The following is a 23232-nucleotide window of genomic DNA, read 5'->3' as shown; positions in this document are numbered from 1 at the left end:
CAGCCTCACCATTCGTCTTCGGGAAGGCGCTCAAGGTAAGCCAGGCCGAATCCCGTGAGTTCTTCGGCATCGCTCACACGCGCTTCCCATCTCCCTTGCAGATGACGCTCCAGCAGGCAGCGGCGGGTGTCCGCGGCATCGACGTCGCGATGCCTCGCCAGGTAGAGGGACCAGACCGCATGTACCGCCGTGCGCAACGGGACGTCGTTGACCATGTTCGGCTCCGACGAGAACAGACCTCGCCAGACCAACTCGTCTCCGAAGATGAAGTTTCTACTTTTTCCCAAAAAGTCGGGTCCCGGTCGAAGCTGAGTGAGCCCTCTCGATAGACGGATGGACAACCGGCCTCGGCGATTCTTCGCAAGCTACTTAGCCGGCGGGCGCAGCGGGCTGTCCGCCCATTTTTGGGCGGCGGGGTCGTGCAGCGGATCCTCCTCGCAGGCGGGGCAGACGTATCGCTCGCCGCCCCGGCCCGTCGGCTCGGAGACAAGCTTCATCGCTCTCCCGCAGTGCGGACACCGCTTCCTGATCAGGTGCAGTTCGGACATCTGGATTTCCCCGCCGCGATCAGCTTAGTGCCGCAACGAGCGCTCGCTCAAGCGAAATCGCGGAGCACGCCACTGCGAACGACGCCGCTTGACGCTGCCGCCGCCGATGTCATCAACTTCATCCGGCGGTAGCGTTGATGGAGTGACGCGTCATGGCGCTGGAGCAGGACTTCTACCGGGCGATGGCCCATCGCGTGCGCGAGCTGGCCGGAAGGGCCGACCCCTTCATCAGGCGGCGATTGCTGGCGCTGGCGGAGCGATACGAAGCGAGGGGCGGCAGGCCTTCTCCGGTGCCCCCGTCCGCCGAACGTCCGTTGCCGCCGCTGCGCCTCGTCCCGCCGGCCGCGGCCATGCCCGGATCGGGCGAGGCTTGAGGGATCTCACTCCTTCTCGTCCCCGGCGGCTTGAGCGCGCCGTTCGTATTCATCAGCCAGCGAGTTGAGCCGCTCGGCGGTCTCCGGATCGTTGATCGGAGCCGCCAGGCGCCGGCACCTTTGGGCCGAGCAATCGGTTCTTCTCGTCTTCCATGGGCACCCAACCCGCTACCGGCGGTCCGGCTGCTCCTGGTTAATGGACGCTCACCTTAACGCGTAAGATCCCGGACACCACAATGAGGCAACGCTTACCCGATCGCCGCATCCTGCCGCGTTCGCAAACCAGCCATTAAGGCCCAGGTGGGACCTTGCGCGAAAAGGAGCCACGGTCCGATGCCAAACAACCGCCGCGAGGTCGAGAAAGCTCGCTTCCCGTTGTGGGCCGCGGCCTTCGTCGCGTTGGCTTGCGTAGCCATTCTGGCGCTGAGCGGATGGCGCGAGTGGGAGTCCCGCCAAGTCGAGTTGCGCAACGCCGAAGTCGACATGGCCAACCTTGCCCAGTCGCTGACGCAGCACGCCGAAGACACGTTCGAGCTCGCGGACACCATCCTCGCCGGAATGGTTGACCGGATGGAGGTCGGCGGAACAAGTCCGGTCGCGGTCGCGAAGATCCAGAATTTCCTGCAAGGGCGCAAGTACAACAGGCAACGCATCCGCGGCATCTTCGTCTACGATGAGACCGGCCGCTGGCTGGCGACCACCGAAGACGGCGACTTCTCCGGCTTCAACAACAGCGACCGCGACTACTTTCAGCGCCATCGCGCCGCGGCAGATCGCGGGACCTTGATAGGTCGGCCGGTGAAGAGCCGGTCCGGCGGGCAGTGGATCATCACCGCCTCCCGCCGCTTCAATCATCCCGACGGCAGTTTCGCCGGCGTGGTGCTGACAAGCGTCGAAGTGGCCTACTTCACCCAGTTCTACCGTCGCTTCGACATCGGACCAAACGGTGCGGTCTCGCTGCTGACCGCCGACGGCATCATTCTGTCCAGGAGCCGCGACGACGACGGCGCCTATGTCGGGCGCGACATGTCGGGTTCACCGTTGTTCCGGACCATGGCCCAGCGGCCGAATGCCGGGACCTACTACTTCAAGTCGCCGCTGGACGGACAGGAGCGACTGAGCTTCTACCGAAAGAGCAGCCGCTATCCGCTCGTCGTGCTGGCGACGAAGGCGCAGAGCGACGTCCTCGCTCCATGGCGCCAGCAAGCGGTCACGCGCTTTGGCGTGGTCACCGGTCTAACCCTGTCGATGGCGCTAATCGGCTTCTTCCTGGTGCGTCATCTCTCGAAGGGCCAGCGTATGGCGGCGGCCCTGGTCGCCAAGGAGGGGGATTTCCGCCTGATCGCCGAACAGTGCAGCGACGTCGTGATGCGCGTCGGGCTGGACGAGCGCATCCTCTACGCCTCCCCGTCATGCGCCCGCATCCTCGGCTGGAACCCCGCCAGGCTGCTGGGGACCTCGGCGCTCGCGGGCGTCCATCCGGAGGACCGACCGCGCCTGGAGCAGGTCGTTGCGGCATTGAAGGGCGGAGAGGCCGAAGAGGCGCGCATCATCTATCGCGCCAACCACCGCCAGAAGAAGGAGATCTGGGTCGAGACGGCGCTGCGGGTCACCCGGTCCTCGGAAACTCAGGAGATCGATGGCGTGGTGGCGATCTCGCGCGACATGACCGAGCAGAAGGATCTGCAGGACAAGCTCGCCGCGCTCGCCACGTCCGACGGCCTCACCGGCATCGCCAACCGCCGCCATTTCGACGACCGCCTCGCCGAGGAATGGGCGCGGGCCAAGCGCGACGGCACGCCTCTTTCGCTGCTGCTGGTGGATGTCGACCACTTCAAGAAATTCAACGACCAATATGGCCATCAGGCCGGCGACGCCTGCCTGCGTGCGCTGGCGCGGATCCTCGCCTCGCAGGTCCGCCGCCCGGCCGATCTCGCTGCGCGCTACGGCGGCGAGGAGTTTGCCTTGCTGCTGCCGAACACGGACGCGGATGGCTGTGAACTGGTCGGCGAGAACGTGCGCAAGGCGCTGCGCGACCTCGGCATGCTGCACGCGCTGAACCTGCCGTCCAAGATCGTCACGGTGAGCCTCGGCGGCGCGACCAACGTGCCCTCGCAGGCGATGGACTGCGGCGCCCTGGTGGCGGCGGCCGATCGCGCGCTCTATGCCGCCAAGGACAGCGGCCGCGACCGTCTCGTCATGTCGGGAAAGGTGGTCGCCTGGCCCGGCGCCAGAAGCGCGTAGCAGTTGGAGGCCAAAAGGATTGGTTTGTGAACTGTCCTTCCTTCTAACTCGCGCCTGAGGACGTGTACTCCCCGCTTTCAGCGTTGAAGCAGACGGCTTGCACCGGCTCTGAGAATTCGCCTCGTGACCCTGGCTGTGTGAAAACGCCGCTGCTTTGCCATGATTCTCTCGTGATTCTGCGGGGGAAGCTGATGAGGCGCTTCGTTAAGCAGGCCGATCGTGGGCAATGGACTTTATTGCCCGAATGCCTCGATGATTTCATTGACGAGAGCAACCCTGTTCGCGTGATCGACGTGTTTGTCGATGCGCTCGATTTGGCCGAGTTAAGCTTCGAGGGAGTGGAGCCGGCGGCGACCGGTCGGCCGTCATACCATCCCTCCGTTCTCCTGAAGCTTTACATCTACGGCTATCTAAACCGGGTGCAGTCGAGCCGACGGCTCGAACGAGAGGCCGGACGCAATGTCGAGGCCATGTGGCTGCTGGGCCGGCTCACTCCCGATCATAAGACGATCGCGGACTTCCGCAAAGACAACGGCTTGGCGCTCCGCAAGGTATGTGCACGCTTCGTCGAACTCTGCCGAGAGATGGGTCTGCTGGCGACGGCGAGCGTCGCCATTGATGGCAGCAAGTTCAAGGCCGTGAACAACCGGGACAGGAACTTCACGCGCGCGAAGGTGGAACGGCGGCGTGCTCAACTGGAGGAGAGCGTCGCGCGCTATCTCAGCCAACTTGACGCGGCCGACCGACAGGAGCCGAGCGAAGCGCTGGCCGCCAAGGTGACGAGGCTGACTGAGAAGCTGACGAAGCTGAAGGAGGAAATGGGCAAGCTTGTTGCCTACGAGAAGCAGATGCTTGCCTCGCCGGATCAGCAAATCTCCCTGACTGATCCCGACAGCCGTTCGATGGCGAGGAGCGGTCGCGGCTCCGGGGTCGTCGGTTACTTTGTGCAGGTCGCCGTCGATACCGAGCACCATCTGATTGTGGCGCACCAGGTCACGAACAGCGGCTCAGATCGGGCGCAACTGGCCAATATGGCCAAGCAGGCGAAGGCTGTTCTAAAGACCGAGACACTCGAAGCTGTAGCGACCGCGGCTACTTCAACAGCCCGGAGATCCTCGCGTGCCACGAGGCCGGCATCACGGTAACGCTGCCTAAGCCGCAGACATCGGGCGCCAAATCCGAGGGGCGCTTCGGTAAGCAGGACTTTGCGTATTTGCCAGGGGAGGACGTCTATCGCTGTCCGGCTGGGGAGCGACTACCGTATCGCTACACAAACGAAGAAGACGGCAAGATGCTACGGCGTTACTGGACCACAGCCTGTCAAAATTGTTCGCTCAAATCGCGATGTACGACCGGGCCAGAGCGGCGGATTACGCGATGGGAGCATGAGCATCTGCTCGAGGCTGTGCAGCAGCGACTCGATGCAAACCCACAGGCCATGCGCCAGCGTCGCGAGACCGTCGAGCATCCGTTCGGCACGATGAAGGCTCGCATGGGAGCGAAACACTTCCTCACCAAAACCCTCCCAAAAGTAGCCGCCGAGATGGCACTTTCGGTCCTGGCCTATAATCTGACGCGAGTCATGAACATCGCCGAGCAGCTGATGGCTGCGATCGTGGCCTGAGACCAAGCCGGTCCTGGCTTCTCACCGACTTCCCCAGGGAACGGTGTTTTTACACGACCAAGACCCAAAGGAGACACTGACGCCTCGCTTCGACAGGCCACGTCGGCTCGCGCGCGCGACCAAGACGGTTCAGTCTTCCGAGCGCAGCCCCGCTTCGATGCGCTGGATCAGCCGCTCCCGCAAGGAAGGCACCACGTTGCCAAGGACGACGAAGGTGCGGACGATGGGCAGATACGGCTCCATTGCCGCCGTCAGCTCCGCGAGAGACATGCCGGCCAGCCGTGCATATTCGGATTGCGCCGCCGAATTGGTCGCGCGCGGACGCGCCGGATTGTCGGCGATTTGCGCCGCGAGGATCGTGGTCATGGCGCGAGCCTTGCTGATCTCCTTGCTCAGCGCCTTGCGGTCTCCTCCGGAGAGAGGCGTGGGATGGTGCTTCGGCGCCATTGCGCACGCCTAGTCGGAGACAGCCCAACAGCCGTCCTCTTCGTGGCGGCCTGTCGTCGCCTGGCAGGTGTTGTCCAGCAAGCGGCGGCCGACCTTCGCCGAGATCTCGTCCAGGCCGTACAGTCTGACGGCGCCTACCTTCTGTATCTCGATGGTCCTGCCGCAGCGTCGGCAGCCCACCCTCAGTAAATGCTGGGGAATTTCGTCCAGCCGCAGCGCGCGTCCGGATGCACGGGCGGCCGGATTGGCCCCGTCGGCGCAAGGGTCGTTTAGGAGCGCCTGCAAGTATTCAGGCGGCAGGTCGTCGCTCGGTGCCGGTCCGGGCGTGGCAGGTGCCTTTCTGCCGACGGCGGCGGCCATCCGGTCCATCTGCTTTCGGGTCGGCATGCGCCAGCTGGCGGGGCGATCAGTCATGCCGAATTAGAACATAACAAGAACAACAGAGTCCAGCCGGGAGAGTACCCGGAACGCAAATAAGCTTTGGCGGTATTTCTAACCGCCGAGAGAGGTCGGGCGGATCCTCGCCACTGACGCGGCTGAGAGCCGGAACAGGGACGATCACTCCGATGCCCGGCTGCATTCGGGGCACCTGTCGCCGAAATCCTCCAGAAGCTCTCCCACCAGAGCAATGGCTGCGCTGTCGGAAAGCCCGGCCGGCGGCTCCCGACGCGCGGCATCCAACGCTCGCTCGCGAGCATGCGGGTCGCCGAGGTCCTGCATCCAACCATGCTCCTCGCACTCCCGGATCGCGCCGGCTTCTCTAAGAACAGACACGGCCCATCCCCTGAGGGACTCGGTCTTCAGGACGTGGATTTTGACGGAAGGCTCAACGACTTTCGCGATCTCGCAGAGATGACGGTGATGGGTGAAGTAGACTACCTGACCTCTGCGGGCCATCGCGGCAAGCAAGCGGAAGGCCTCCTCCGCCCGGAAGTCATCGAATGTCTCCATGATATCGTCCGCAAGAAAGGGGGCTGGCGAGCGGGCTTGTGCGATCTCGTGATAGCCGGCGACACGTAGCGCCAAGTAAAGCTGAAATCGCGTTCCTTTCGACAGCTCGGAAGCGAGTTTCGAGCCGCCGTCGGATGCCTTTGCGATCAGGAGTTCGCTGCCGTTCGAGGGCTGAGTGGCGAGTCCTGAGTAGGCGCCACGGCTGATCAGTGCGAATGCCCCTGAAGCCCGTGCCATCATCGAACTTCGATGACGGTCGCGATAGGCCCGCAGGGCCCTCTCGGCGCCGGCCATCCCAAGCTTCAGTTTGAGATACTCGAGCGCCTGCTCTTCGATGGTGAGCAATATCGTGCGTCGCTTGGATTCAAGGACGGCCACCGCCGCATCGCCGCCCACCCCGGCTATGCCGGCTTCTGCTCTGTCGAGTGCAGCGAAGCGATCGCGGGTTCGGCTGTCCTCGTCCTCGAACCGTGCTTTCAGTTCGATCAGTTCACTTTCCGGCGAACCTTGTTGTAGCGCATCGAGGGCGTCTTCGGCCTGCTCGATCGTTTCGACCTTCATCACCTCGACTATCTCTCGCTGCGTCTGCTCCAGACGCGTTTGGAGGTCGGACCTGCGGTCGAGCGAGCGCAGACAACCTTCGACTTCCGCGAGGGAACCGACATCGAAGTGCTTCATCATGAGGTCCGCTCGGCTCTGCACCTCCGCGATGTCATTTGCGAGCGAGCGAGCCTTGTCCTGCTCTTTGCCGAGCCGCTCCTCGAGCTCTTGCCGACGGTCCAGCGCCTTCGTTGCGGAGGCGATGGAGTTCACGATTTCTTCGCAGAGTGCCAGTACGTCAGAGCGACCTCGGGCGAGGCCGATCGCTCCAGCGAGCGCTTCCACCTCGGCCTCGAACTGGGTTTGGTCGCGCTGCATCTTCGCGATGCGATCGGCAAGTTCTGCTTTCCTTTCCAGCGCCGATCCCAATACGGCAAGCGCCTCCAAGGTTTCTCGCACGACGGCCGTCGTAGCTGCTCTGCCGCGCTCGCCCAGCCAGCATGCCGCGCAAGCCTCTTGCCATGCTTCGCGCCATGATCGGTCTGCGAGCCTCGCCTCCTCGAGCCGTGTCTCGCGGAAGTTCAGGTCCCGCCTTCGATCCTCGAGGGTCGCTCGTAGGTTCTTGGCGCCTGCTGCGCGATCCAGAGCTGCTTGTCCCGCGGACAGCATCGCCGCCATGTCGTCGCTCCGCGGAACCTCGAGGCCCGACCTGCGGAGCATCTCGGCAAGGCGCTCGCACGAAGAGGCGGCGGCGTCCTGCACCTGCTGCCATTCTCGCTCGGCTGCCGCGAGTTTTCTCTCAGCCCCCATCGCGCGGTCGAGCCTCTGCAGCCAAAGATTCAAACCGCTCAGACCGACAGTATGGTCCAGCCCGTTCCCTACGGCTCGAAGCGACTTCTCGACGTCCATGATCAACGTCGCACGTCTTGCGAGACTTCCTTGCAGGTGCCGCTCGACCTGCTCCCGCCGCGTGCGAACATCGGCACTGTCTAGAAGCGCGCGATTGAGGTCCGCGATTGCGGAGGCATGACGGGATCGCTGTTCTGTGATCAGGTCCAGTTTCCGCATCGCGGTCTCGAACTCGGCGGCCGTCCCTGCGTCGAGTGCCATCTTGTGCTCGGCCCAGGCGGCTTCGCGGGCGGACCAGGCCTCCGCAGTTTCTTGGTCGCTGACGACGGCAGTGGCGGCGCCAAGCGCTCCAATCTTCGCCTCGAGGCGCTTCGCTTCCGTGTCGATGCGGTCGAACTCTAGTTGCGTGGCGTCGATCTCGCGAGAAAGCTGCGTTTCGGCCGATGCCCAACGCTGAAGCTGGTCGGGCGCGGGCACCATAACGGCGAACAGATCGTCCCTGCCACCGGTCCAGGGGAGCAATTCGCGCAGCCGATCGGCGAATTCGTCCTCACGTTCGCGGCGCATCCGGTCGGCCTCCCGCAGCCGAGCCGCGTCGTCCGATTGTCGGGCGCTCGCGATGGTCGCGGACAGGACGGCTGTCGTCGCCTCGTCAAGACCCGCCCCGTGTTCGCCTACCCTCGCCTCGGCCACCGCAAGCGCACCCTCGGCTTTGGCGAACTCGGCCTCGGCAGATGCAAGAGCCGCCTCGACGCCCGAGCGTCGCTCCATCAGGTCACGGAGAGATCCCGTCACGCCGGTGGAAAGGAGGAGTCGCGCGGGATCCTGCTCGGACGCCCGATCTAGCAGCGTCAAAACATGAGCGATCTTCTGCTCGGCAAGTCCAAGGGCGAGCCGACGATCCGGAAGGTCCTTCGCCGCCGTGACGTACCGTGCCCGCATGTCCGTCAGCAATTCCATGCGGCTGTTCATGGCGCAAGCCGAGGCGTTCACGACGAGCCCATCGAGCTCACGCTGCAGAGCGACAATGGTCTCGGTCGCCGACCGCATCTGCGCCGCCAAAGCCGTCTGGCGGGTCGTCAACGCCGGAAGATCCCGCCCCCACGACGACGGTGCGACGGGCAACCGTGCGAGCGGAGACAGTTCGGTGCGAAGGGCGCGCAAGCCCCGCAACCGCGGCAAGGCGTTGATGAAGCTCTGCACTTGATCCATCCGTGCCTGCGTGCGGCTACGTTGCGCGATGGCTTCGGCGTAGGCCGCGGCCGCGTCGTCGCGCTGGATCACGAGGCGGGCGTACTCGGTAGCGAGGGTATCTATGCGTTCTCGCTCCTCGTTGAGAGCCGCCAAATTCTTCTTGAGCTCGAGGAGACCTCCCGATCGCTTCCCTGGACGGAAGAACGCCTCCGCTTCCGCCTGCACGGATCCGAGACGGGCGCTGAGATCGGCCAGACCGGCGGTTGCAGAAAACAGTAGATGACCGAGATCGCCCTTGCTGGCGAGGATGCTTTCCCCACCGGCCTCTAGGGTCTCGTCGTCGAGGCAGAACATGGTGTGGTAGGCGCCGCGATCGAGGCCTCCCAGTTCGCCGGGAAGCAGCGTATCGGGAACCGGATTGTCGGCCTCGTCCAGCAGGCTGTTGTGAGGACGCTTGATGCGGCAGAACCTGCGGATCCCGCCCGAGGTCTCCACTTCGGCTTCGATACGCATGGCCGCGTAGGGGTGAAGGAAGTTGAACCTGCTCTGGGCTGGGATGCCGAAGATCAGATCTGTGCACGCCGACATCGCGGTGGATTTCCCGGCCTCATTCGGTCCATAGACGATGTGCAGGTCGGCGCAACCCGCGACCCGCTCACCGAAGTCGATGAAAGCGTCCGTGAACTTTCCGTACCGACGAAGTCCGAGTTTGCGGATGCGCATCAGCGCGCTCCATCCGAGTCGCCGATCGAAAGGCGCGCCAGGACCTCTTCCGCGCCCTCTACCGCGAGCCGCGCGACAAGATCCTCGAGGGCGGCCTCGTCCGGAGCGATGGCTCGCCGGCACTCAGGCGGCAACTGCGCCAGCAGCTCCTTAACCGTGTCGGTCGCCTCGTTTCGGAAGCATTCCGATGCGGCGACCTCGTCGTTCATCGTCTTTCGAAGAGCATCTAGCTGGTCGGTACTCGCGGTTGCGCCCGCTTGCGTACGCCGGCAGTCGATTTCGAGCTTGTCGATCCATACGTCGCCCAGCGATTTCGCGCGAGTTTCGGCCTCGGTTCGCAGGAGATCGGCGTCCCGTCTCATGTTCCACGCCAACGGCGTCGTACCGGAAATCGCGAGCCGCACGACGAGATGATCGCTGACCGATCGGGTCGCAGCGTCCTGAAGCGACGTATCAAGCCGCGCGACCAGATCGTGCCAAGTTGCCGTTCCGGAAGCATCAAGTCCGACCCGCTCGAACTGGGCCAGGCTCACGATCCGCTCCTCGAGCGCAATGGAGCCGTCGTCTAGCACGCTCGCCAACGTCACGGACTTGGGTCCGCTCTCGCCGATGTCCCGCCCTTGTGGGATACCGGGCATCACGATGGCGCAGGATCCTTCGATCGTCGATCGCTTGTGTATGTGCCCCAGCGCCCAATAGCGGAAACCAGATCCAAGGAGGTCGCTGGTGGAGCACGGCGCATACACGTCGTGAGAGGGTGACCCGTTCAAGCTGGTATGCATCATTCCGATGTTGGTCGCGTCCTGGACCGGTGGCCGGTACTTGGCGAGGAGCCCCTCGGGGGCGTGCGGTTTCGCGAAGCTGAGCCCGTGCATCACGATCGATCGCTCTCCGCGGTCCCGCTCTATCTCGACGGCTTCGGCACGTCCGCCGAAAAGATGCACGTTCGGCGGAAAGACGAGCTCCTTCGTGATCCTGGCCAACGCGTCATGGTTGCCTCGGATGATGAAGGTTCGGATGCCCGCAGCGTCGAGGCGGCGAAGTTGCTCACCGAGAAAACGCGCGGTCTTCATCGAGGTCTGGTCGCCGTCGTAGAGATCGCCGGCGAGCAAGAGCGCTTGTACCCGTTCCTCGAGGCAGAGATCGATGATGCGCGCGAAGACCTGCCGGCTGGCGTTGCCGATGAAATCGGCCAGTTCGCGATCCCGCAGCGCGAGTGAGCGCAGAGGCGAGTCGAGATGGATGTCGGCCGCATGGACGAAACGATAGGCAGTCATCAAACCACTCGCATTCCTTTCGAATCAAGCGGAGTTTACCGCACTCGGGAAGTCGCGCAGCAAACGCGTCTCGGGGCTGATCTCGATTGCGGTGATCTATCGCGTAACAGGATCGATCGAGATGGCTCTGACCCCTCGCATGCTGTCTACTCCTCACCTGGTGACGGCACCCGCCCGGCTCCGGACGAGGGCACATTCGAGCGTGGGCACGAAAGAGAGGGAAAGGAAAGGTTCCCTCGTGGGCGACGGTCGGAAATGCGGGGAAAACGAAGCGGTGGGAAGCTACCCGTCAAGCATCCCGCAGACGCGGGCGACATCATCGTCGGTGATCAGGACGGCCTTCTTGCATTTCAACCCTCCCTGGCTGCTACGGTCATCGAGAAAGCACTGGCCCAGGAGCAGAAGGAACACGCTACCATCCACGCGATCCGTGAGGGCCGATGGGATCGCGCTTTCGTCGATGCGCTAGAGGCTCGTTGCGCGAACTGAGCGTAACGCGGTATTGCACCTTCCCGGCGGCGCATCATTTGCCCTCGTTCCCTTGAGGGCTTGTCGCGTTGCGAAGGACCAATCCGTGCTCCCCGCGGGCTGGTGGCTGCCCGTTTGCTCCTGGCGCATTGGGAAATGTCTGCACGGCGTCCCAGCACCGTCGGGATGCAGGCGCCTTCTTTTTTGCTGGCAGGAACGGCGGGCACCAAATGAGATCGCACGCCGGCACTGAAGTGAAAGGGCATAACGCAAGTAAGAGGAATACTGGCGCAGCTGTTTCCAACGTCGCTTTCTGAACAGCGTAGTTGGCACCGGCGATCAGCAGCAAAATCGATGCTCCGAGCGGCTCGTGTCTGAAACAAAAATTCGCGACACTTTTTCGACTGAGCCAAAATCCTATCATTGGAGATCCAATGTACCCAGTAGCCCGAACTGTCGTGGCCTGGCCAGGTTAGGGCTGACTCGCCGTCGGCAAGCTTCCGGCGCATATCGGTGATCAGGCTGATAGCCTTACAGAGAAAGCTGCGCAAACAGGTGAATACCGCTCACCGATGATTGCAAAGTTCTCATTTGTCGGCTGGTTCCGCCTCAACGCAGACTAGCCCCAAAACAAGCTCTCGAGCTCTTTTGGGGAGGATACCTGCAGCTGCAAAGCCGACCGGCGCTCATTCGGGCTGGAAGCGGCGAAACTCGCCTGGCAATGCCTGGGCGGCCAATCCTCAACATGGATGAATTTTCTTTCCGGCGCCTGCCGATGGCCGGCACGGCCGGTTGGTGCCTGCGGCTGGCTGACCGGCCTGGGATGACGTGAGAAGCGCTCCGAAGCCCGTGACCGGCCTCCGGACGCTCAGGAGAGGAGGAGGAAGGATGAAGTTTACGACATTTCTCGGCGCAGTCGCTGTCTTAGCGCTCGCTGGTACCTCGGCGCCGGCTGGCGACAAGGATGCGGCCGACACTGCGGTCGAGGCCGCGAAGAAGTACGCGGGCACAACGATCAGCATCGTCTGGGAGGCCGGCCTGCAGTCGCTCGACCCGCTGAACTATTCCGGCCCGCAATGGGAGAAGCTCACCGGCATCAAGGTGAAGGTGGTCGAGGTGCCGACCGACCAGATGTTCACCAAAATCATGCAGGATTTCAAGTCAGGCGCCGGAGCTTATGACGCGCTGAACGTCATTCCGTCCTGGATGCCGGATCTTGCGCGTGCAGGCGCGCTCGAGCCTCTCGACAAGTATGTCGACAAGTTTGGCTACCGCGACGAGCTGCAGGACATCGCGGCCGCCTATCGCGACAACCAGATGCAGTATGACGGGAAGATCTACGGCTTCCCGGACGACGGCGACGTGATGTTGCTCTACTACCGGAAGGACATCTTCGAGGATCCGAAGATGAAGGAGGAGTTCAAAACCAAGTTCGGCTACGAGCTGGCGCCGCCAAAGGACTGGAAACAATTCGACGAGATCGGCCAGTTCATCACCGACAAGATGGCGCCGAAGGTCTACGGCGCCGGATTCTTCCGCACCGCGCCCTATCCGCAATACATGTTCCAGGAGCGCTTCCGCATGGAAGGCGGCAAGTTCTTCAATGCCGACACCATGAAGGCCGCGGTGAATGGCGAGGTCGGCCTCAAGGTGTTCAAGCAGATGCTGGCGGAAAACAAGTTCATGCCGCCGGGCGTGGAGCAGTGGAATTTCGTCGACAATCTCGCTGCGTTCCTTCAGGGCACGACCGCCATGACGATCTCTTGGCCGCCCTACGGCCGCTGGGCCGCGGGCTATGGCTCGGGCGAGCAAGCTTTGAAGTGGGTGCCGAAATCGCAGGTCGCCGGCAAGGTCGGCTACGCGCTCACGCCTCTCGGCCGTCCCGAGCTCGGCGTCGGCTTCGACCTGTCGGTCTCGGCCACCAGCAAGAACAAGGAGGCCGCGTATCTCTTCATCCAGTGGCTGAACAGCAGGAAGACCAGCCTCGAGCGCGTCCAGCTGCCCTATACGCTGCGCGATCCGTTCCGCCTCTCGCACTACGCGAGCGAGAAATACCGTGCGCTCTGGCCCGATGCTCCAGCCTATCTCGACACGATCAAGACGTCGGGCGAGAAGGGCCTGCTCGATCTCTCCTTGCTGCAACAAGACAAGTACGACGAGGCGATGACCAAGGCAATCTCAAGCCTGTGGGCCGGCGAAGATCCCAAGGCCATTCTCGATCGCATGGCGCAACAATTCGACGCGATCACCGAGAAGGTCGGCATCGAGAACCAGAAAGCCGTCTACAAGGTCTGGGCCGCAAAGCCCGGCGCCTACCCGCAATAACTGGCTGGATATCGCACGGGAGGCGTCGCCCTCCCGTGCGGTGCCGTTTTCCGGACTAATGATGACAGTTTCCGTGAGCCTCAATGGCGCCGAGCAGCGCCGCCCCAGCCGCTTCGGGCGCATGCTCGAGGACCGCCTGCCCTATCTCATCGTCGCGCCGGCCATTCTGATCCTCCTCCTGGTCGGCTTGTTTCCCCTGATCTACTCGCTGATCGTGAGCTTCCAGCGCATCACGATGACCGAGAACGACACCTCCTTCGTTGGCTTCTTGAACTATGCCGAGCTGTTCAGGGATGCCCGCCTCTGGGCTTCGCTCGGTCACACCGCCATCATCACCGCGATCGCCCTCCCCTTGGAGCTGCTGATCGGGTTCCTGATGGCGCAGCTCTTCATCGATCGGATGCCGGGTCGACAGATCTTCGTCGCGCTGCTGGTGCTTCCGACGGTGATCTCTCCGATCGTCGCGGGTGCGACCTGGCGTCTGATGTTCGACGTCCGCTTCGGCCCGATTGGCCAGATTCTGAGTTTCTTCGCCGGCGAGCCGGTGCGGATCCTTTGGACCGTCAATCCCGCCTACGTCTATCCGGCGATCATCATCTCCGAGGTCTGGCAGTGGTCGCCGTTTATGTTCCTGCTGCTGCTCGCCGCGCTGTCGAATGTTGACCAGTCGCAGCTTGAGGCCGCGGAGATCGATGGGGCGTCGTACCTGCGCGTGCTTCGCGCAATCGTTCTGCCGGCGATCGCGCCCGTGATCGCCGTCGCCTGCCTGATCCGCGGCCTCGATCTCGTTCGCATCTTCGACGTCATCTGGGCCCTCACCGAAGGCGGACCGGGCTCGATGACCGAGACCATCTCGCTCTACACCTATGTGCAGGGCTTCTCGCAATTCGAGACCAGCTACACGGCCGCGATCTCCTTCCTGGTGATTGCGCTGCTGACGCTGATCACGACCCTGTTCCTCAAGCGCATGGAGCTTGTGCGATGAGGATCGGCAGGTTTCCGGCCAGAAAAGCTCGCATCCTCGCCGTCCGCTATCTCGGCGCCGGCATCGTGACCCTGCTGTTCCTGTTTCCGGTCTATTGGTTGTTCATGATTTCGTTCAAGACGCCAGACGAAATCTATCACGTCCCGCCGTTGTGGATTCCCGGACAGATCCAGTTCTCAAACTATTACGTCCTGTTCAAAGATGGCGACGTCCTGGCCATCCTGAACAGCCTGATCGTCGCCGGCGTCAGCTCCGGCATCGCAATCGTTCTCGGGACGCTCTGCGCCTACAGCCTCGCCAGGTTCGGCACCGGCGGCGAGAACCTCGCGATGTGGATCATCTCCCAACGCATGATTCCGCCGATCGCTGTCGTCTTCCCGATCTTCTTAATCTACGTGTATTTCGGCCTCGTCGACGGCTATTTCGGGCTGATCCTGCTCTACACGGCCTTCAATCTTCCCTACGTGATCTGGATGATGCGCGGCTACATCGTCGACGTTCCGCTGGAGCTCGAGGAAAGCGCTCTCGTCGACGGCCTGAACCGATGGGAAGTGATCTGGAAAGTCGTCTTCCCGATGGTGCGGCCAGGTCTCATGGCGACGTCGGTCTTCACCTTCGTGTTCGCCTGGAACGATTTTCTGTTCGCCCTCGTGCTTACACGCACCGAGGTCATCACGTTCCCGGTCATGCTGACGCACTATTTCGGCGGCCAATCGAATTTCTGGGCAAAGATCGCGGCGATGTCGGTCCTGGGGACGTTGCCGATCTTCGTCGCGGTCTCGGTGATGCAGCGCTATCTCGTGCGCGGCATCTCGCTGGGCGCAGTCAAGGGTTAGGGAGAGCGGAGTGGCTGACGTCAAGCTGTCCGGAGTACACAAATATTACGGCAACGTGCATGCGGTCCGGGGGGTGGATCTCACCATCGCCGATGGCGAATTCGCTGTGCTGGTGGGGCCGTCCGGCTGCGGCAAGAGCACGCTCTTGCGAACCATCGCCGGTCTCGAGGATCCGGATGGCGGAACGATCACCATCGGGGGCGCGGTGGTCAACGATCTGCGCCCGCGCGAGCGCAATATCGCGATGGTGTTTCAGAACTATGCGCTCTACCCCTATCTGACCGTCAGCGAGAACATCGCCTTCGGTCTGCGCGCTCGCAAGACTCCCGAGATCGAGATCAGGAAGCGGGTCAATGAAGCCGCCGAGATGCTCGGCATCGGCAATTTCCTCCAGCGCTATCCGCGGCAGCTCTCCGGAGGACAGCGTCAGCGCGTCGCCATCGGCCGTGCCATCGTCCGCAAGGCCGACCTGTTCCTGTTCGACGAGCCGCTCTCGAATCTCGACGCTCAGTTGCGCGACGAGATGCGCACCGAGATCAAGCGCTTGCATCACGAGATCACGACGACCATGATCTACGTTACCCATGACCAGGTCGAGGCGATGACGCTGGCCGACCGTATCGTGCTGCTGCGCGACGGAAGCATCGAGCAGCAAGGCCCTCCGCTCGAGCTGTTCGAGCAGCCCCGTACGGGGTTCGTGGCAGGCTTTCTCGGCTCTCCCTCGATCAACCTCATCCCGGCGACCCTCAAGACAAACGGTCCCGGCGCAGCATTGGTGTTTCAGTCCGGCGGTGGACTGACGGTTCCGAGCGCGAAGGCGAGGCCGCTGGCCAGTATGGACGGGCGAGAGATTCTCGTCGGCATTCGGCCTCAGCACTTCAGTCGGGCCGGCGGGCCGTTGCGCGAAGGCGTGGTCTGCTATTCGGCCACTGCCGATCTCATTCAGCCGACGGGGACACGCACCTTCACCACCATCAGGATCGGCGGCGTCGATGCGGTTGCCGAGTTGCAGGCCCATGACGTCAGCAGCCATGGCGAGCGGATTGATCTCGCCATCGACCTCAATCGCGTGGTGCTGATCGATCCGGCCAGCGGCCTAGTCATCGCATAACGAGAGCAACATTCGAGAACGGGAGGGATGAATGGCGTCGAGACTGTTTGCAACCGGAATTGGCGCGCCGGAGGGTCCGGTGTGCCTGCCCGAAGGCTCGATGTATGTCACGGAGATGTCTGCGTCGACCCTTTGCGTCACGCGGCTCGATCCTCGCGGCAATCGCCGCGTGATCCGAACGACGGGCGGCCGTCCGAATGGACTGACGACCGATGGCCACGGCCGAATTTGGATCGCGGAAGCTGGCCTCCGGGCGCTGATTTGCATCGACGAAAGCGGAAACGAGATCCGGCGCATGCAGGGCCAAGGCGCGGACCGGTTTCTGTTTCCGAACGACCTCTGCTTTGGTCCGAACGGATTGCTGTACATGACCGACTCCGGAATGGCCGCCGAGGATTTCATCAACGGCCAGGCCTTCGTAGATGGGTATATGGACCTCGACTGGGATGGCCGTGTGTATGAGATCGATCCGGCAGCCATGAAGGTGCTCCGCGTGCTCGATCGCAAGATCCGTTTCACCAACGGCCTTGCCTTCGGTCCCGACACCCACCTCTACGCCAACGCATCCTTCACTGGCGAGATCTATCGATATGACGTGCTTGGCGAGGCAGCGCCCAAACGCGTCGTCTTCGGCAACGTGCTGCAGCCGGATGCCAATCCGGATTTCAAAGGGCCGGACGGGATGGCCTTCGGAACGGACGGCCGGCTCTATTGCACGGTCTACAACCAGAAGAACGTTACGGTGCTAGACCGGCGCGGTGAGGTCGTCGATCGCTTGATCCTGGATGGGCCCCAGCCGACGAACTGTGCCTTTGCGCTCGAAGGCAGGAAGCTACGCGTTACTGAGGTCGGCAAGGGCCAGGTCGAGGAGATTGACATGGCCTGCGAGGGCCTGCCGCTGCATCTGCCGAAATTCGCCTGACCAGGAGCCTCGTGGTGGCCGCGAGGCTCCTTCGGAGCAGTCAAAGGAAGCCGATCGACAGCCAGGGCACGGCGGCAACAATTAAGGTGCCGATCAAGAGTGCGATCATATAGCCCACGATCGGCTTCATGCCCTCGTCCGGATTGATGCGGCTGATCGCGCAGGCCGCGTAATAGCCGACGCCGAACGGCGGCGCAAACAGGCCGATGCCCATGGCGAGGACGACCACCATCGCGTAGTGGACATCGTGCACCCCGACCTGCCGCGCGATCGGGAACAGCAACGGACCGAACAGGACGATGGCCGGGATTCCCTCCAGCACGCTGCCGAGGATCACGAAAGTCACGATCGTAACTGCCAGGAAGACGGGGACCCCGCCGGGTAGGCTGGTCATGAATTTGGCCAGAGAAGCCGAAAATCCCGACTGGGTCAGCGCCCACGCCATGCCTGTCGCCGCGCCGATGATGAGCAGGATCGCCCCTGACAGCGAGGCTGTCTCGACCAGCATCGGGTAGATGCGACGCCAATCGAACTGCCGATACATGAACAGACCGGCGCAGACCGAGTACAGGATGCCGATCGTCGAGACTTCCGTTGCCGTCGCAACGCCCTCGACGACCGCCGTGCGGATCACGAACGGCAGTGCGATAGCAGGTATCGCGATCACAAAGGCCCGCCCGATTTGCCGGCCGGTAGCCCGTTTGACGTGAGACAGGTCTTCGCGGCGGTATCGCCACCAGACCACGGCCGCGAGCATAACCGCGAGCACCACGCCGGGGAGCAACCCGCCAGTGAAGAGGGCCGAGATCGACACGCCGGTCACCGAGCCGATCGTGATCAGAACCAGCGAGGGCGGGATCGTCTCGGTCTGCGCGCCGGTTGCCGCCAGAAGCGCAACGAGGTCGCCCGGCCTGGCCCCGCGCTGCCGCATCTCGGGAAACAGAACCGGAGCCACCGCAGCCATGTCGGCCGCCTTGGACCCAGAAATGCCCGAGACCAGATACATCGCCCCGACCAGCACGTAGTGCAATCCGCCGCGCACGTGGCCCAGCAGGCTCGCCAGGAAGCTGACCATTGCGCGGGCCATTCCCGTCATCTCGATCAGAAGTCCGAGAAAGACGAAGAGCGGCACGGCGAGCAGGATCAGGTGGCTCATGCCCTCGTCCATCCGTCCGATCACCACCACGTCAGGCGTGCTGGTTGTCAGGGCGAGATAGCCGACCGTGGCGAGGCCGAATGCGAACGCGATTGGCACGGCCGCGAAGACCATTGCGCCGACGACGAAAACGAAGAAGATCAGAAGATTCAGATTGCCGAGCGGCTTCAAGACGGGAGCGAGCAGAACGAACGTCGCGAGGATGCCCGCGACCATCGCGACCGAAGCCAGCAGGTTGCGCAGGGTCGCGATGCGGATCAGCCGGATAACCGCTGCGATCAGCATCAAGCCGATGCCGATCGGTAGCGCCGCCGCGCGCCAGCTGTTGACGATCTCGAGCGCCGGCGTAGTGACGAAGGCCTCGTCCGCCGCAAATTCATAGGCTGGCCAGACAACGAGCGCAAGAAATGCCAGCGATGCTGCGGCCGCTACGACATCCAGGAACGCGCGATGCTCCGCACTGAGAACGCCAACGATAGCTGTCATCCGCATGTGTTCGCCGCGCTGAAACGCGATCACGGAACCGAACATGGCGAGCCAGAGGAAGAGAATGCCGGCAAGCTCGTCAGACCAGATGATCGGCGAGCGGAACACGTATCGCCCCACGATGCCGGCAGACAGCACAGCGATCTCCGCCAGCACGAGCAGTGCTGCCGGAACCGCCACGACATGACCAAGCACCGTGTTCGCCGTTATCACCCAACTGCGCCGGCCTGCATGCGGGGCGCTGGCCGCCACAGCGGCATCGACGTGGGGCGGATGGCTCACGCTGGTCATGATAGCTGGCCCGCGGCTTTTTCGAGCTGCGACCATGCCTCCTCGCCAAACTTGGCTTTCCAGTCGGCGTAGAAGCTGGTTTTGGACAATGCCTGGCGGAAGGCGGCGCGGTCGACGTCGATGAATTTGAGGCCCTTGGCCGAAAGATCGGCGCGAAGTGACTGGCTGAGCTTTGCGATGTCGGCGCGCTGATCGACGGCAGAGCGGTCGAGCTCGCGCGTCACGATCTCCTGCATATCCTTCGGCAGGCGCTCGAAGGCGCGCTTGTTGCCGAGGATCCAGTAACCATCCCAGACGTGACCCGTCAGGCTGCACGTGCTCTGCACCTCATAGAGGCGCGCGGTCGCAATGATGGGCAACGGATTCTCCTGGCCGTCGACGACCTTGGTCTGCAGCGCGGAATAAACCTCGTTGAAGTTGATCGGGGTGGGCCCTGCGCCGAGCGACTTGAAGAGCGAGGTGAGCAGCGGCGCGGGCGGAACGCGGATCTGGAAATTCTTGAGATCATCCGGCGTCCGCACCTCGCGGCCGGACGAGGTCACCTGACGAAAGCCGTTGTCCCAGGCCTTCGACACCGCCATGATCGGTGTCTTGGCGATCTGCGCCCGGATGTAGCTGCCGAGCTCGCCGTCCATCGCCTTCCACACGCTGTCGTAGTCGGTGAATGCGAAGCCAGTGTTCACGATGCCGGCGCTTGGCACCAGCGTGGCAAGGATCGAGGACGATTGGTTGAAGAATTCGACGCCGCCGCTGCGAACCTGGGTCAGCAGCTCAGTGTCGGAGCCGAGCTGATTGGCCGGGAACAGCCTGATCTCCAGCCGGCCGCTGGTTGCTTCGCGGATGCGGTCGATCGCCTCTTGCGCGCGGATGTTCACCGGATGGGTCGGGTCCTGTCCGGTTGCGAACTTGTAGACGAACTCGGCGGCCGACACCGGACGGGTCAGAATCCCGCAGAGAGGTACCGCGCTCGCCGCCACCAATAGCGAACGGCGGCTGATGCGTCCGGACTTCGAGAAAGTCATGTTTTCCTCCTGATTCTGTTTCTGTATTGACGTTGTGCCGGCTGCATGGCCTGCGCTGGTTTCCGGCTGTCCTGACTCTTCGACGCCCGCGTTCGGGCAACAGCCATCGCTCGCCTGCCGCAACATGCAGCGGGCGGAACTCTTCACTCGGATTTGGCCTGACTGGCGCTCAGTGCCGGTGCGCTAAAGCCACTGCTTGATCTGCCTTGCGACCTCGGCGGTCGAAATGCCGTAGCGGTCGTGCAGCGTCGGAAGTGCACCCGCATCAAGAAATTCGTCCGGCAATGCAATCTGGCGGAACGGCGGATGGACGCCGGAACGCATCAGGAGTGCGGCGACCGCCTCGCCGAGACCGCCAATCGTCGTGTGGTTTTCGGCAACGACGACCAGGCGGCCTGATTTACCGGCTTCACGCAGGATCGTCTCGGCGTCGAGCGGCTTGATGGTCGGAACGTGCAGCACCGCAGCATCGACGCGGTCGTTCGTCAGAGTTTGCAAGGCTTCGAGCGCACGCATGGTCATGATGCCGGACGAGATGATCAGAACGTCCTTCCCGTCACGGATCAGCTTGGCTTTGCCGAGCTCGAACTTGTAGTCGTATTCGTCCAGCACGAGCGGCACTTGGCCTCGCAGCAGGCGCATATAGACCGGCCCCTGATGCGCCGCGATCGCAGGCACCAGTTGCTCGATTTCATGGGCATCGCAGGGGTCGATGACCGTCATGTTCGGCATGGCGCGAAACAGCGCGAGATCCTCCGCGGCTTGATGGCTCGGACCATACCCCGAGGTCAAACCAGGCAATGCGCAGACGATCTTCACGTTGCGGTCTTCCTCCGCGATGGTCTGGTGGATGAAGTCGTAAGCGCGCCGCGAAGCAAACACCGCGTAGGTGGTTGCGAACGGCATGAAGCCTTCGGCGGCAAGACCTGAAGCTGCGCCGAACAAAAGCTGCTCGGCCATGCCCATCTGATAGTAGCGGTCCGGGAATTCCTTCGCGAAGATGTGCAGGTCGGTGTATTTGCCGAGATCGGCCGTCATGCCGACCACATCGGGACGGCTGCGCGCAAGCTCGACGAGCGCATGTCCAAACGGCGCCGGTTTCGTTTTCTGTCCCTCCGACGCGATCGAGGCGATCATGGCTGAGGTGGTCAGGCGCGGCTTGCCCGGCTGGGGAGCTGATCTGACGGTCTTCATGCCTGCCTCCCGGCTTCCAGCGCGGCCAGCGCGAGCTGCCATTCGTGCTGCTCGACGCGGATGAAATGGTTCTTCTCGCGCTGCTCCAGGAAGGGAACGCCCTTCCCCATCAGCGTGTCAGCGACGATCATCCGCGGCTTGGGCGCGGGATGAGACTTGGCAGCATCGAACGCCGCAATGACCGCATCGAGATCATTGCCGTCGATCCGCTGTACGAACCAGCCGAAAGCCTGAAGCTTGTCGACCAGCGGCTCGAATGCCATGACCTGTGTCGAGGGACCGTCCGCCTGCTGATTGTTGACGTCGATAATACCGATCAGATTGTCGAGCTTGTAATGGCCCGCCGACTGGATCGCCTCCCAGACCGAGCCTTCGTCGAGCTCGCCGTCCGAGAACAACGTGTACACCCGCGCGTCTGATTTCTTGCGCTTGAGCCCCAGGCCCATGCCGACTGCTATGCTGAGCCCAAGCCCGAGCGAGCCGCCCGACATTTCCATTCCGGGCGTGTAGGAGGCCATGCCCGACATCGGCAGGCGGCTCTCGTCGCTGCCATAGGTCTCGAGCTCTTCCTCGGGGACGATCCCCGCCTCGATCAAAGCTGCGTAGAGCGCGATGGCGTAGTGCCCGTTCGAGAGCAGGAAGCGGTCGCGGTCTTCCCAGGAGGGATCTTCCGGCCTGTAGCGCATCGCTTGAAAATAGGCCACGGCGAGGACGTCCGAGATGTCCAGCGCCTGTGCGATATAGCCTTGGCCCTGGACCTCGCCCATGCGCAGCGCATTGCGGCGAATGTTGTAGGCGCGGTCCGCCAGCTTGGGCGTGTTGGTCAGCGTTTCCATCGATCGAGACCTTGTCTTGCCGGCTCAGTGGATGAGCATGCCGCCGTTGACGTCGATCACGGCGCCAGTGACGTAGGCGGAGAGATCCGAGGCCAGGAAGGTGTAGATCCCGGCGACGTCTTCCGCTGTGCCGAGACGATTGAGCGGAATGCCTTCCAGGATCTTCGCCCTCATCTCGTCGGTCAGCTTGCCGGCGGTGATATCGGTGCCGATCAGGCCGGGCGTGACGCAATTGACGCGGATGCCGTCCGGGCCGAATTCACGGGCCATCGCCTTGGCGAGACCAAGCACACCAGCCTTCGCGGCCGAATAGTGCGGACCGCCAAAAATTCCGCCGCCGCGCTGGGCCGAAACCGAGGACATGCAGGCGATCGATCCGGACTTGCGCGCGCGCATGTGCGGGATCACGGCCTGGGAGAGGAACAGAACCCCTTTCAGATTGACGTCCTGAATGCGATCCCAGTTGGCCTCCGTAATTTCCAGGAGCTTCACCGGTTGGGTGATGCCAGCATTGTTGATCAGAATATCGATGCTGCCGAAGGATTCGATCACCCGGGCGACGGCCTGCTCGCAGGACGATTTGTCGGCGACGTCGCACCGAAGGCCGATGTGGGGCTCTCCAAGCGGTGCTGCAGCATCCGCCGCAGCGTCAGCATCGATGTCCAGAATGGCGACCCGAGCTCCCTCGGCAGCGAACCGCCGTGCCGTTGCAAGCCCGATGCCGCGCGGCGATGCCGCGCCCGAAATGATGGCCGTCTTACCGCTGAGCAGCATCAGTTTCTCCCGCAAGATTGTTTTTCCTTGGCAAGACCAATGAACTGCGGAGGCG

17 protein-coding genes and 1 pseudogene are annotated in these 23232 nt (G+C 63.0%); 8 read left to right on the top strand and 10 right to left on the bottom strand.

Features of this window, described 5'->3' with window-relative positions:
• Positions 1 to 5 precede the first annotated feature (5 nt).
• Complete coding sequence (locus tag XI05_RS07380; RefSeq protein ID WP_271500002.1) at positions 6 to 215, bottom strand: hypothetical protein; 210 nt, start codon at positions 213 to 215, stop codon at positions 6 to 8.
• A 485-nt stretch (positions 216 to 700) separates the two neighbouring features.
• Between XI05_RS07380 and XI05_RS07375 the strand changes: the two genes are divergently transcribed.
• From XI05_RS07375 to XI05_RS07365, 3 genes and pseudogenes are all read left to right on the top strand, one after another.
• Positions 701 to 922, top strand: a complete 222-nt coding sequence (locus tag XI05_RS07375; protein WP_333939825.1) for a hypothetical protein — start codon at positions 701 to 703, stop codon at positions 920 to 922.
• 333 nt (positions 923 to 1255) lie between these two features.
• Positions 1256 to 3166 carry a diguanylate cyclase domain-containing protein gene (locus tag XI05_RS07370; protein WP_271500000.1) on the top strand — a complete coding sequence of 637 codons (1911 nt, stop codon included), beginning with the start codon at positions 1256 to 1258 and terminating at the stop codon, positions 3164 to 3166.
• Positions 3167 to 3357: 191 nt separating this feature from the next.
• Positions 3358 to 4790: pseudogene (locus XI05_RS07365) on the top strand (IS1182 family transposase).
• 129 nt (positions 4791 to 4919) lie between these two features.
• Here XI05_RS07365 and XI05_RS07360 read toward each other — a convergent pair.
• The 4 genes from XI05_RS07360 to XI05_RS07340 all read right to left on the bottom strand — a co-directional run bounded on the left by XI05_RS07360 (position 4920) and on the right by XI05_RS07340 (position 10771).
• Entirely contained in the window at positions 4920 to 5237 is a 318-nt protein-coding gene (locus tag XI05_RS07360; RefSeq protein WP_271500662.1) for a hypothetical protein, read from the bottom strand.
• A gap of 9 nt (positions 5238 to 5246) precedes the next feature.
• Complete coding sequence (locus XI05_RS07355; RefSeq protein WP_333939824.1) at positions 5247 to 5597, bottom strand: hypothetical protein; 351 nt, start codon at positions 5595 to 5597, stop codon at positions 5247 to 5249.
• 198 nt (positions 5598 to 5795) lie between these two features.
• Entirely contained in the window at positions 5796 to 9494 is a 3699-nt protein-coding gene (locus tag XI05_RS39465; protein ID WP_333939823.1) for an AAA family ATPase, read from the bottom strand.
• Positions 9494 to 10771 (bottom strand): metallophosphoesterase family protein, encoded by a 1278-nt coding sequence (locus tag XI05_RS07340; RefSeq protein ID WP_271499998.1) that lies wholly within the window; start codon positions 10769 to 10771, stop codon positions 9494 to 9496. Before XI05_RS07340 ends, XI05_RS39465 begins: the two co-directional genes overlap by 1 nt.
• A 1356-nt stretch (positions 10772 to 12127) precedes the next feature.
• Here XI05_RS07340 and XI05_RS07335 point away from each other — a divergent pair.
• The 5 genes from XI05_RS07335 (at position 12128) to XI05_RS07315 (ending at position 17418) form a co-directional block, all read left to right on the top strand.
• Entirely contained in the window at positions 12128 to 13564 is a 1437-nt protein-coding gene (locus XI05_RS07335) for an ABC transporter substrate-binding protein (RefSeq protein WP_271499996.1), read from the top strand.
• 61 nt (positions 13565 to 13625) lie between these two features.
• Positions 13626 to 14549, top strand: coding sequence for a carbohydrate ABC transporter permease (locus tag XI05_RS07330; protein WP_271499994.1), 924 nt, complete (start codon positions 13626 to 13628; stop codon positions 14547 to 14549).
• On the top strand, positions 14546 to 15385 hold the full coding sequence (locus tag XI05_RS07325) for a carbohydrate ABC transporter permease (RefSeq protein WP_271499992.1): 840 nt from the start codon (positions 14546 to 14548) through the stop codon (positions 15383 to 15385). The genes XI05_RS07330 and XI05_RS07325 overlap by 4 nt, the downstream gene beginning before the upstream one ends.
• A gap of 10 nt (positions 15386 to 15395) precedes the next feature.
• Complete coding sequence (locus XI05_RS07320; RefSeq protein ID WP_271499991.1) at positions 15396 to 16496, top strand: ABC transporter ATP-binding protein; 1101 nt, start codon at positions 15396 to 15398, stop codon at positions 16494 to 16496.
• A 31-nt stretch (positions 16497 to 16527) separates the two neighbouring features.
• Positions 16528 to 17418: an SMP-30/gluconolactonase/LRE family protein gene (locus tag XI05_RS07315; protein WP_271499990.1), complete on the top strand. Its 891-nt coding sequence runs from the start codon at positions 16528 to 16530 to the stop codon at positions 17416 to 17418.
• A gap of 40 nt (positions 17419 to 17458) precedes the next feature.
• Here the strand turns inward: XI05_RS07315 and XI05_RS07310 are convergent, their stop codons facing one another.
• The 5 genes from XI05_RS07310 to XI05_RS07290 all read right to left on the bottom strand — a co-directional run bounded on the left by XI05_RS07310 (position 17459) and on the right by XI05_RS07290 (position 23177).
• Positions 17459 to 19351, bottom strand: a complete 1893-nt coding sequence (locus XI05_RS07310) for a TRAP transporter large permease (RefSeq protein ID WP_271499989.1) — start codon at positions 19349 to 19351, stop codon at positions 17459 to 17461.
• Positions 19348 to 20373, bottom strand: coding sequence for a TRAP transporter substrate-binding protein (locus tag XI05_RS07305; protein WP_271499988.1), 1026 nt, complete (start codon positions 20371 to 20373; stop codon positions 19348 to 19350). The genes XI05_RS07310 and XI05_RS07305 overlap by 4 nt, the downstream gene beginning before the upstream one ends.
• A gap of 183 nt (positions 20374 to 20556) precedes the next feature.
• The gene (locus XI05_RS07300; RefSeq protein WP_271499987.1) at positions 20557 to 21567 is read right to left on the bottom strand and encodes a transketolase family protein; all 1011 of its coding nucleotides are present in this window, start codon (positions 21565 to 21567) and stop codon (positions 20557 to 20559) included.
• On the bottom strand, positions 21564 to 22403 hold the full coding sequence (locus tag XI05_RS07295; protein WP_271499986.1) for a transketolase: 840 nt from the start codon (positions 22401 to 22403) through the stop codon (positions 21564 to 21566). Before XI05_RS07295 ends, XI05_RS07300 begins: the two co-directional genes overlap by 4 nt.
• Before the next feature lie 24 nt (positions 22404 to 22427).
• Positions 22428 to 23177 carry an SDR family NAD(P)-dependent oxidoreductase gene (locus XI05_RS07290; RefSeq protein ID WP_271499985.1) on the bottom strand — a complete coding sequence of 250 codons (750 nt, stop codon included), beginning with the start codon at positions 23175 to 23177 and terminating at the stop codon, positions 22428 to 22430.
• Between the last annotated feature and the right edge of the window lie 55 nt (positions 23178 to 23232).

This window comes from Bradyrhizobium sp. CCBAU 11357, assembly GCF_028128865.1.
Classification (GTDB): Bacteria; Pseudomonadota; Alphaproteobacteria; order Rhizobiales; family Xanthobacteraceae; genus Bradyrhizobium.
This window is presented reverse-complemented; position numbering and strand designations above follow the sequence as displayed.

Coding starts and splice junctions, on each gene's coding strand:
- XI05_RS07380 (WP_271500002.1), bottom strand. CDS start 215: ATGGTCAACGACGTCCCGTTGCGCACGGCGGTACATGCGGTCTGGTCC.
- XI05_RS07375 (WP_333939825.1), top strand. CDS start 701: ATGGCGCTGGAGCAGGACTTCTACCGGGCGATGGCCCATCGCGTGCGC.
- XI05_RS07370 (WP_271500000.1), top strand. CDS start 1,256: ATGCCAAACAACCGCCGCGAGGTCGAGAAAGCTCGCTTCCCGTTGTGG.
- XI05_RS07360 (WP_271500662.1), bottom strand. CDS start 5,237: ATGGCGCCGAAGCACCATCCCACGCCTCTCTCCGGAGGAGACCGCAAG.
- XI05_RS07355 (WP_333939824.1), bottom strand. CDS start 5,597: ATGGCCGCCGCCGTCGGCAGAAAGGCACCTGCCACGCCCGGACCGGCA.
- XI05_RS39465 (WP_333939823.1), bottom strand. CDS start 9,494: ATGCGCATCCGCAAACTCGGACTTCGTCGGTACGGAAAGTTCACGGAC.
- XI05_RS07340 (WP_271499998.1), bottom strand. CDS start 10,771: ATGACTGCCTATCGTTTCGTCCATGCGGCCGACATCCATCTCGACTCG.
- XI05_RS07335 (WP_271499996.1), top strand. CDS start 12,128: ATGAAGTTTACGACATTTCTCGGCGCAGTCGCTGTCTTAGCGCTCGCT.
- XI05_RS07330 (WP_271499994.1), top strand. CDS start 13,626: ATGACAGTTTCCGTGAGCCTCAATGGCGCCGAGCAGCGCCGCCCCAGC.
- XI05_RS07325 (WP_271499992.1), top strand. CDS start 14,546: ATGAGGATCGGCAGGTTTCCGGCCAGAAAAGCTCGCATCCTCGCCGTC.
- XI05_RS07315 (WP_271499990.1), top strand. CDS start 16,528: ATGGCGTCGAGACTGTTTGCAACCGGAATTGGCGCGCCGGAGGGTCCG.
- XI05_RS07310 (WP_271499989.1), bottom strand. CDS start 19,351: ATGACCAGCGTGAGCCATCCGCCCCACGTCGATGCCGCTGTGGCGGCC.
- XI05_RS07305 (WP_271499988.1), bottom strand. CDS start 20,373: ATGACTTTCTCGAAGTCCGGACGCATCAGCCGCCGTTCGCTATTGGTG.
- XI05_RS07300 (WP_271499987.1), bottom strand. CDS start 21,567: ATGAAGACCGTCAGATCAGCTCCCCAGCCGGGCAAGCCGCGCCTGACC.
- XI05_RS07295 (WP_271499986.1), bottom strand. CDS start 22,403: ATGGAAACGCTGACCAACACGCCCAAGCTGGCGGACCGCGCCTACAAC.
- XI05_RS07290 (WP_271499985.1), bottom strand. CDS start 23,177: ATGCTGCTCAGCGGTAAGACGGCCATCATTTCGGGCGCGGCATCGCCG.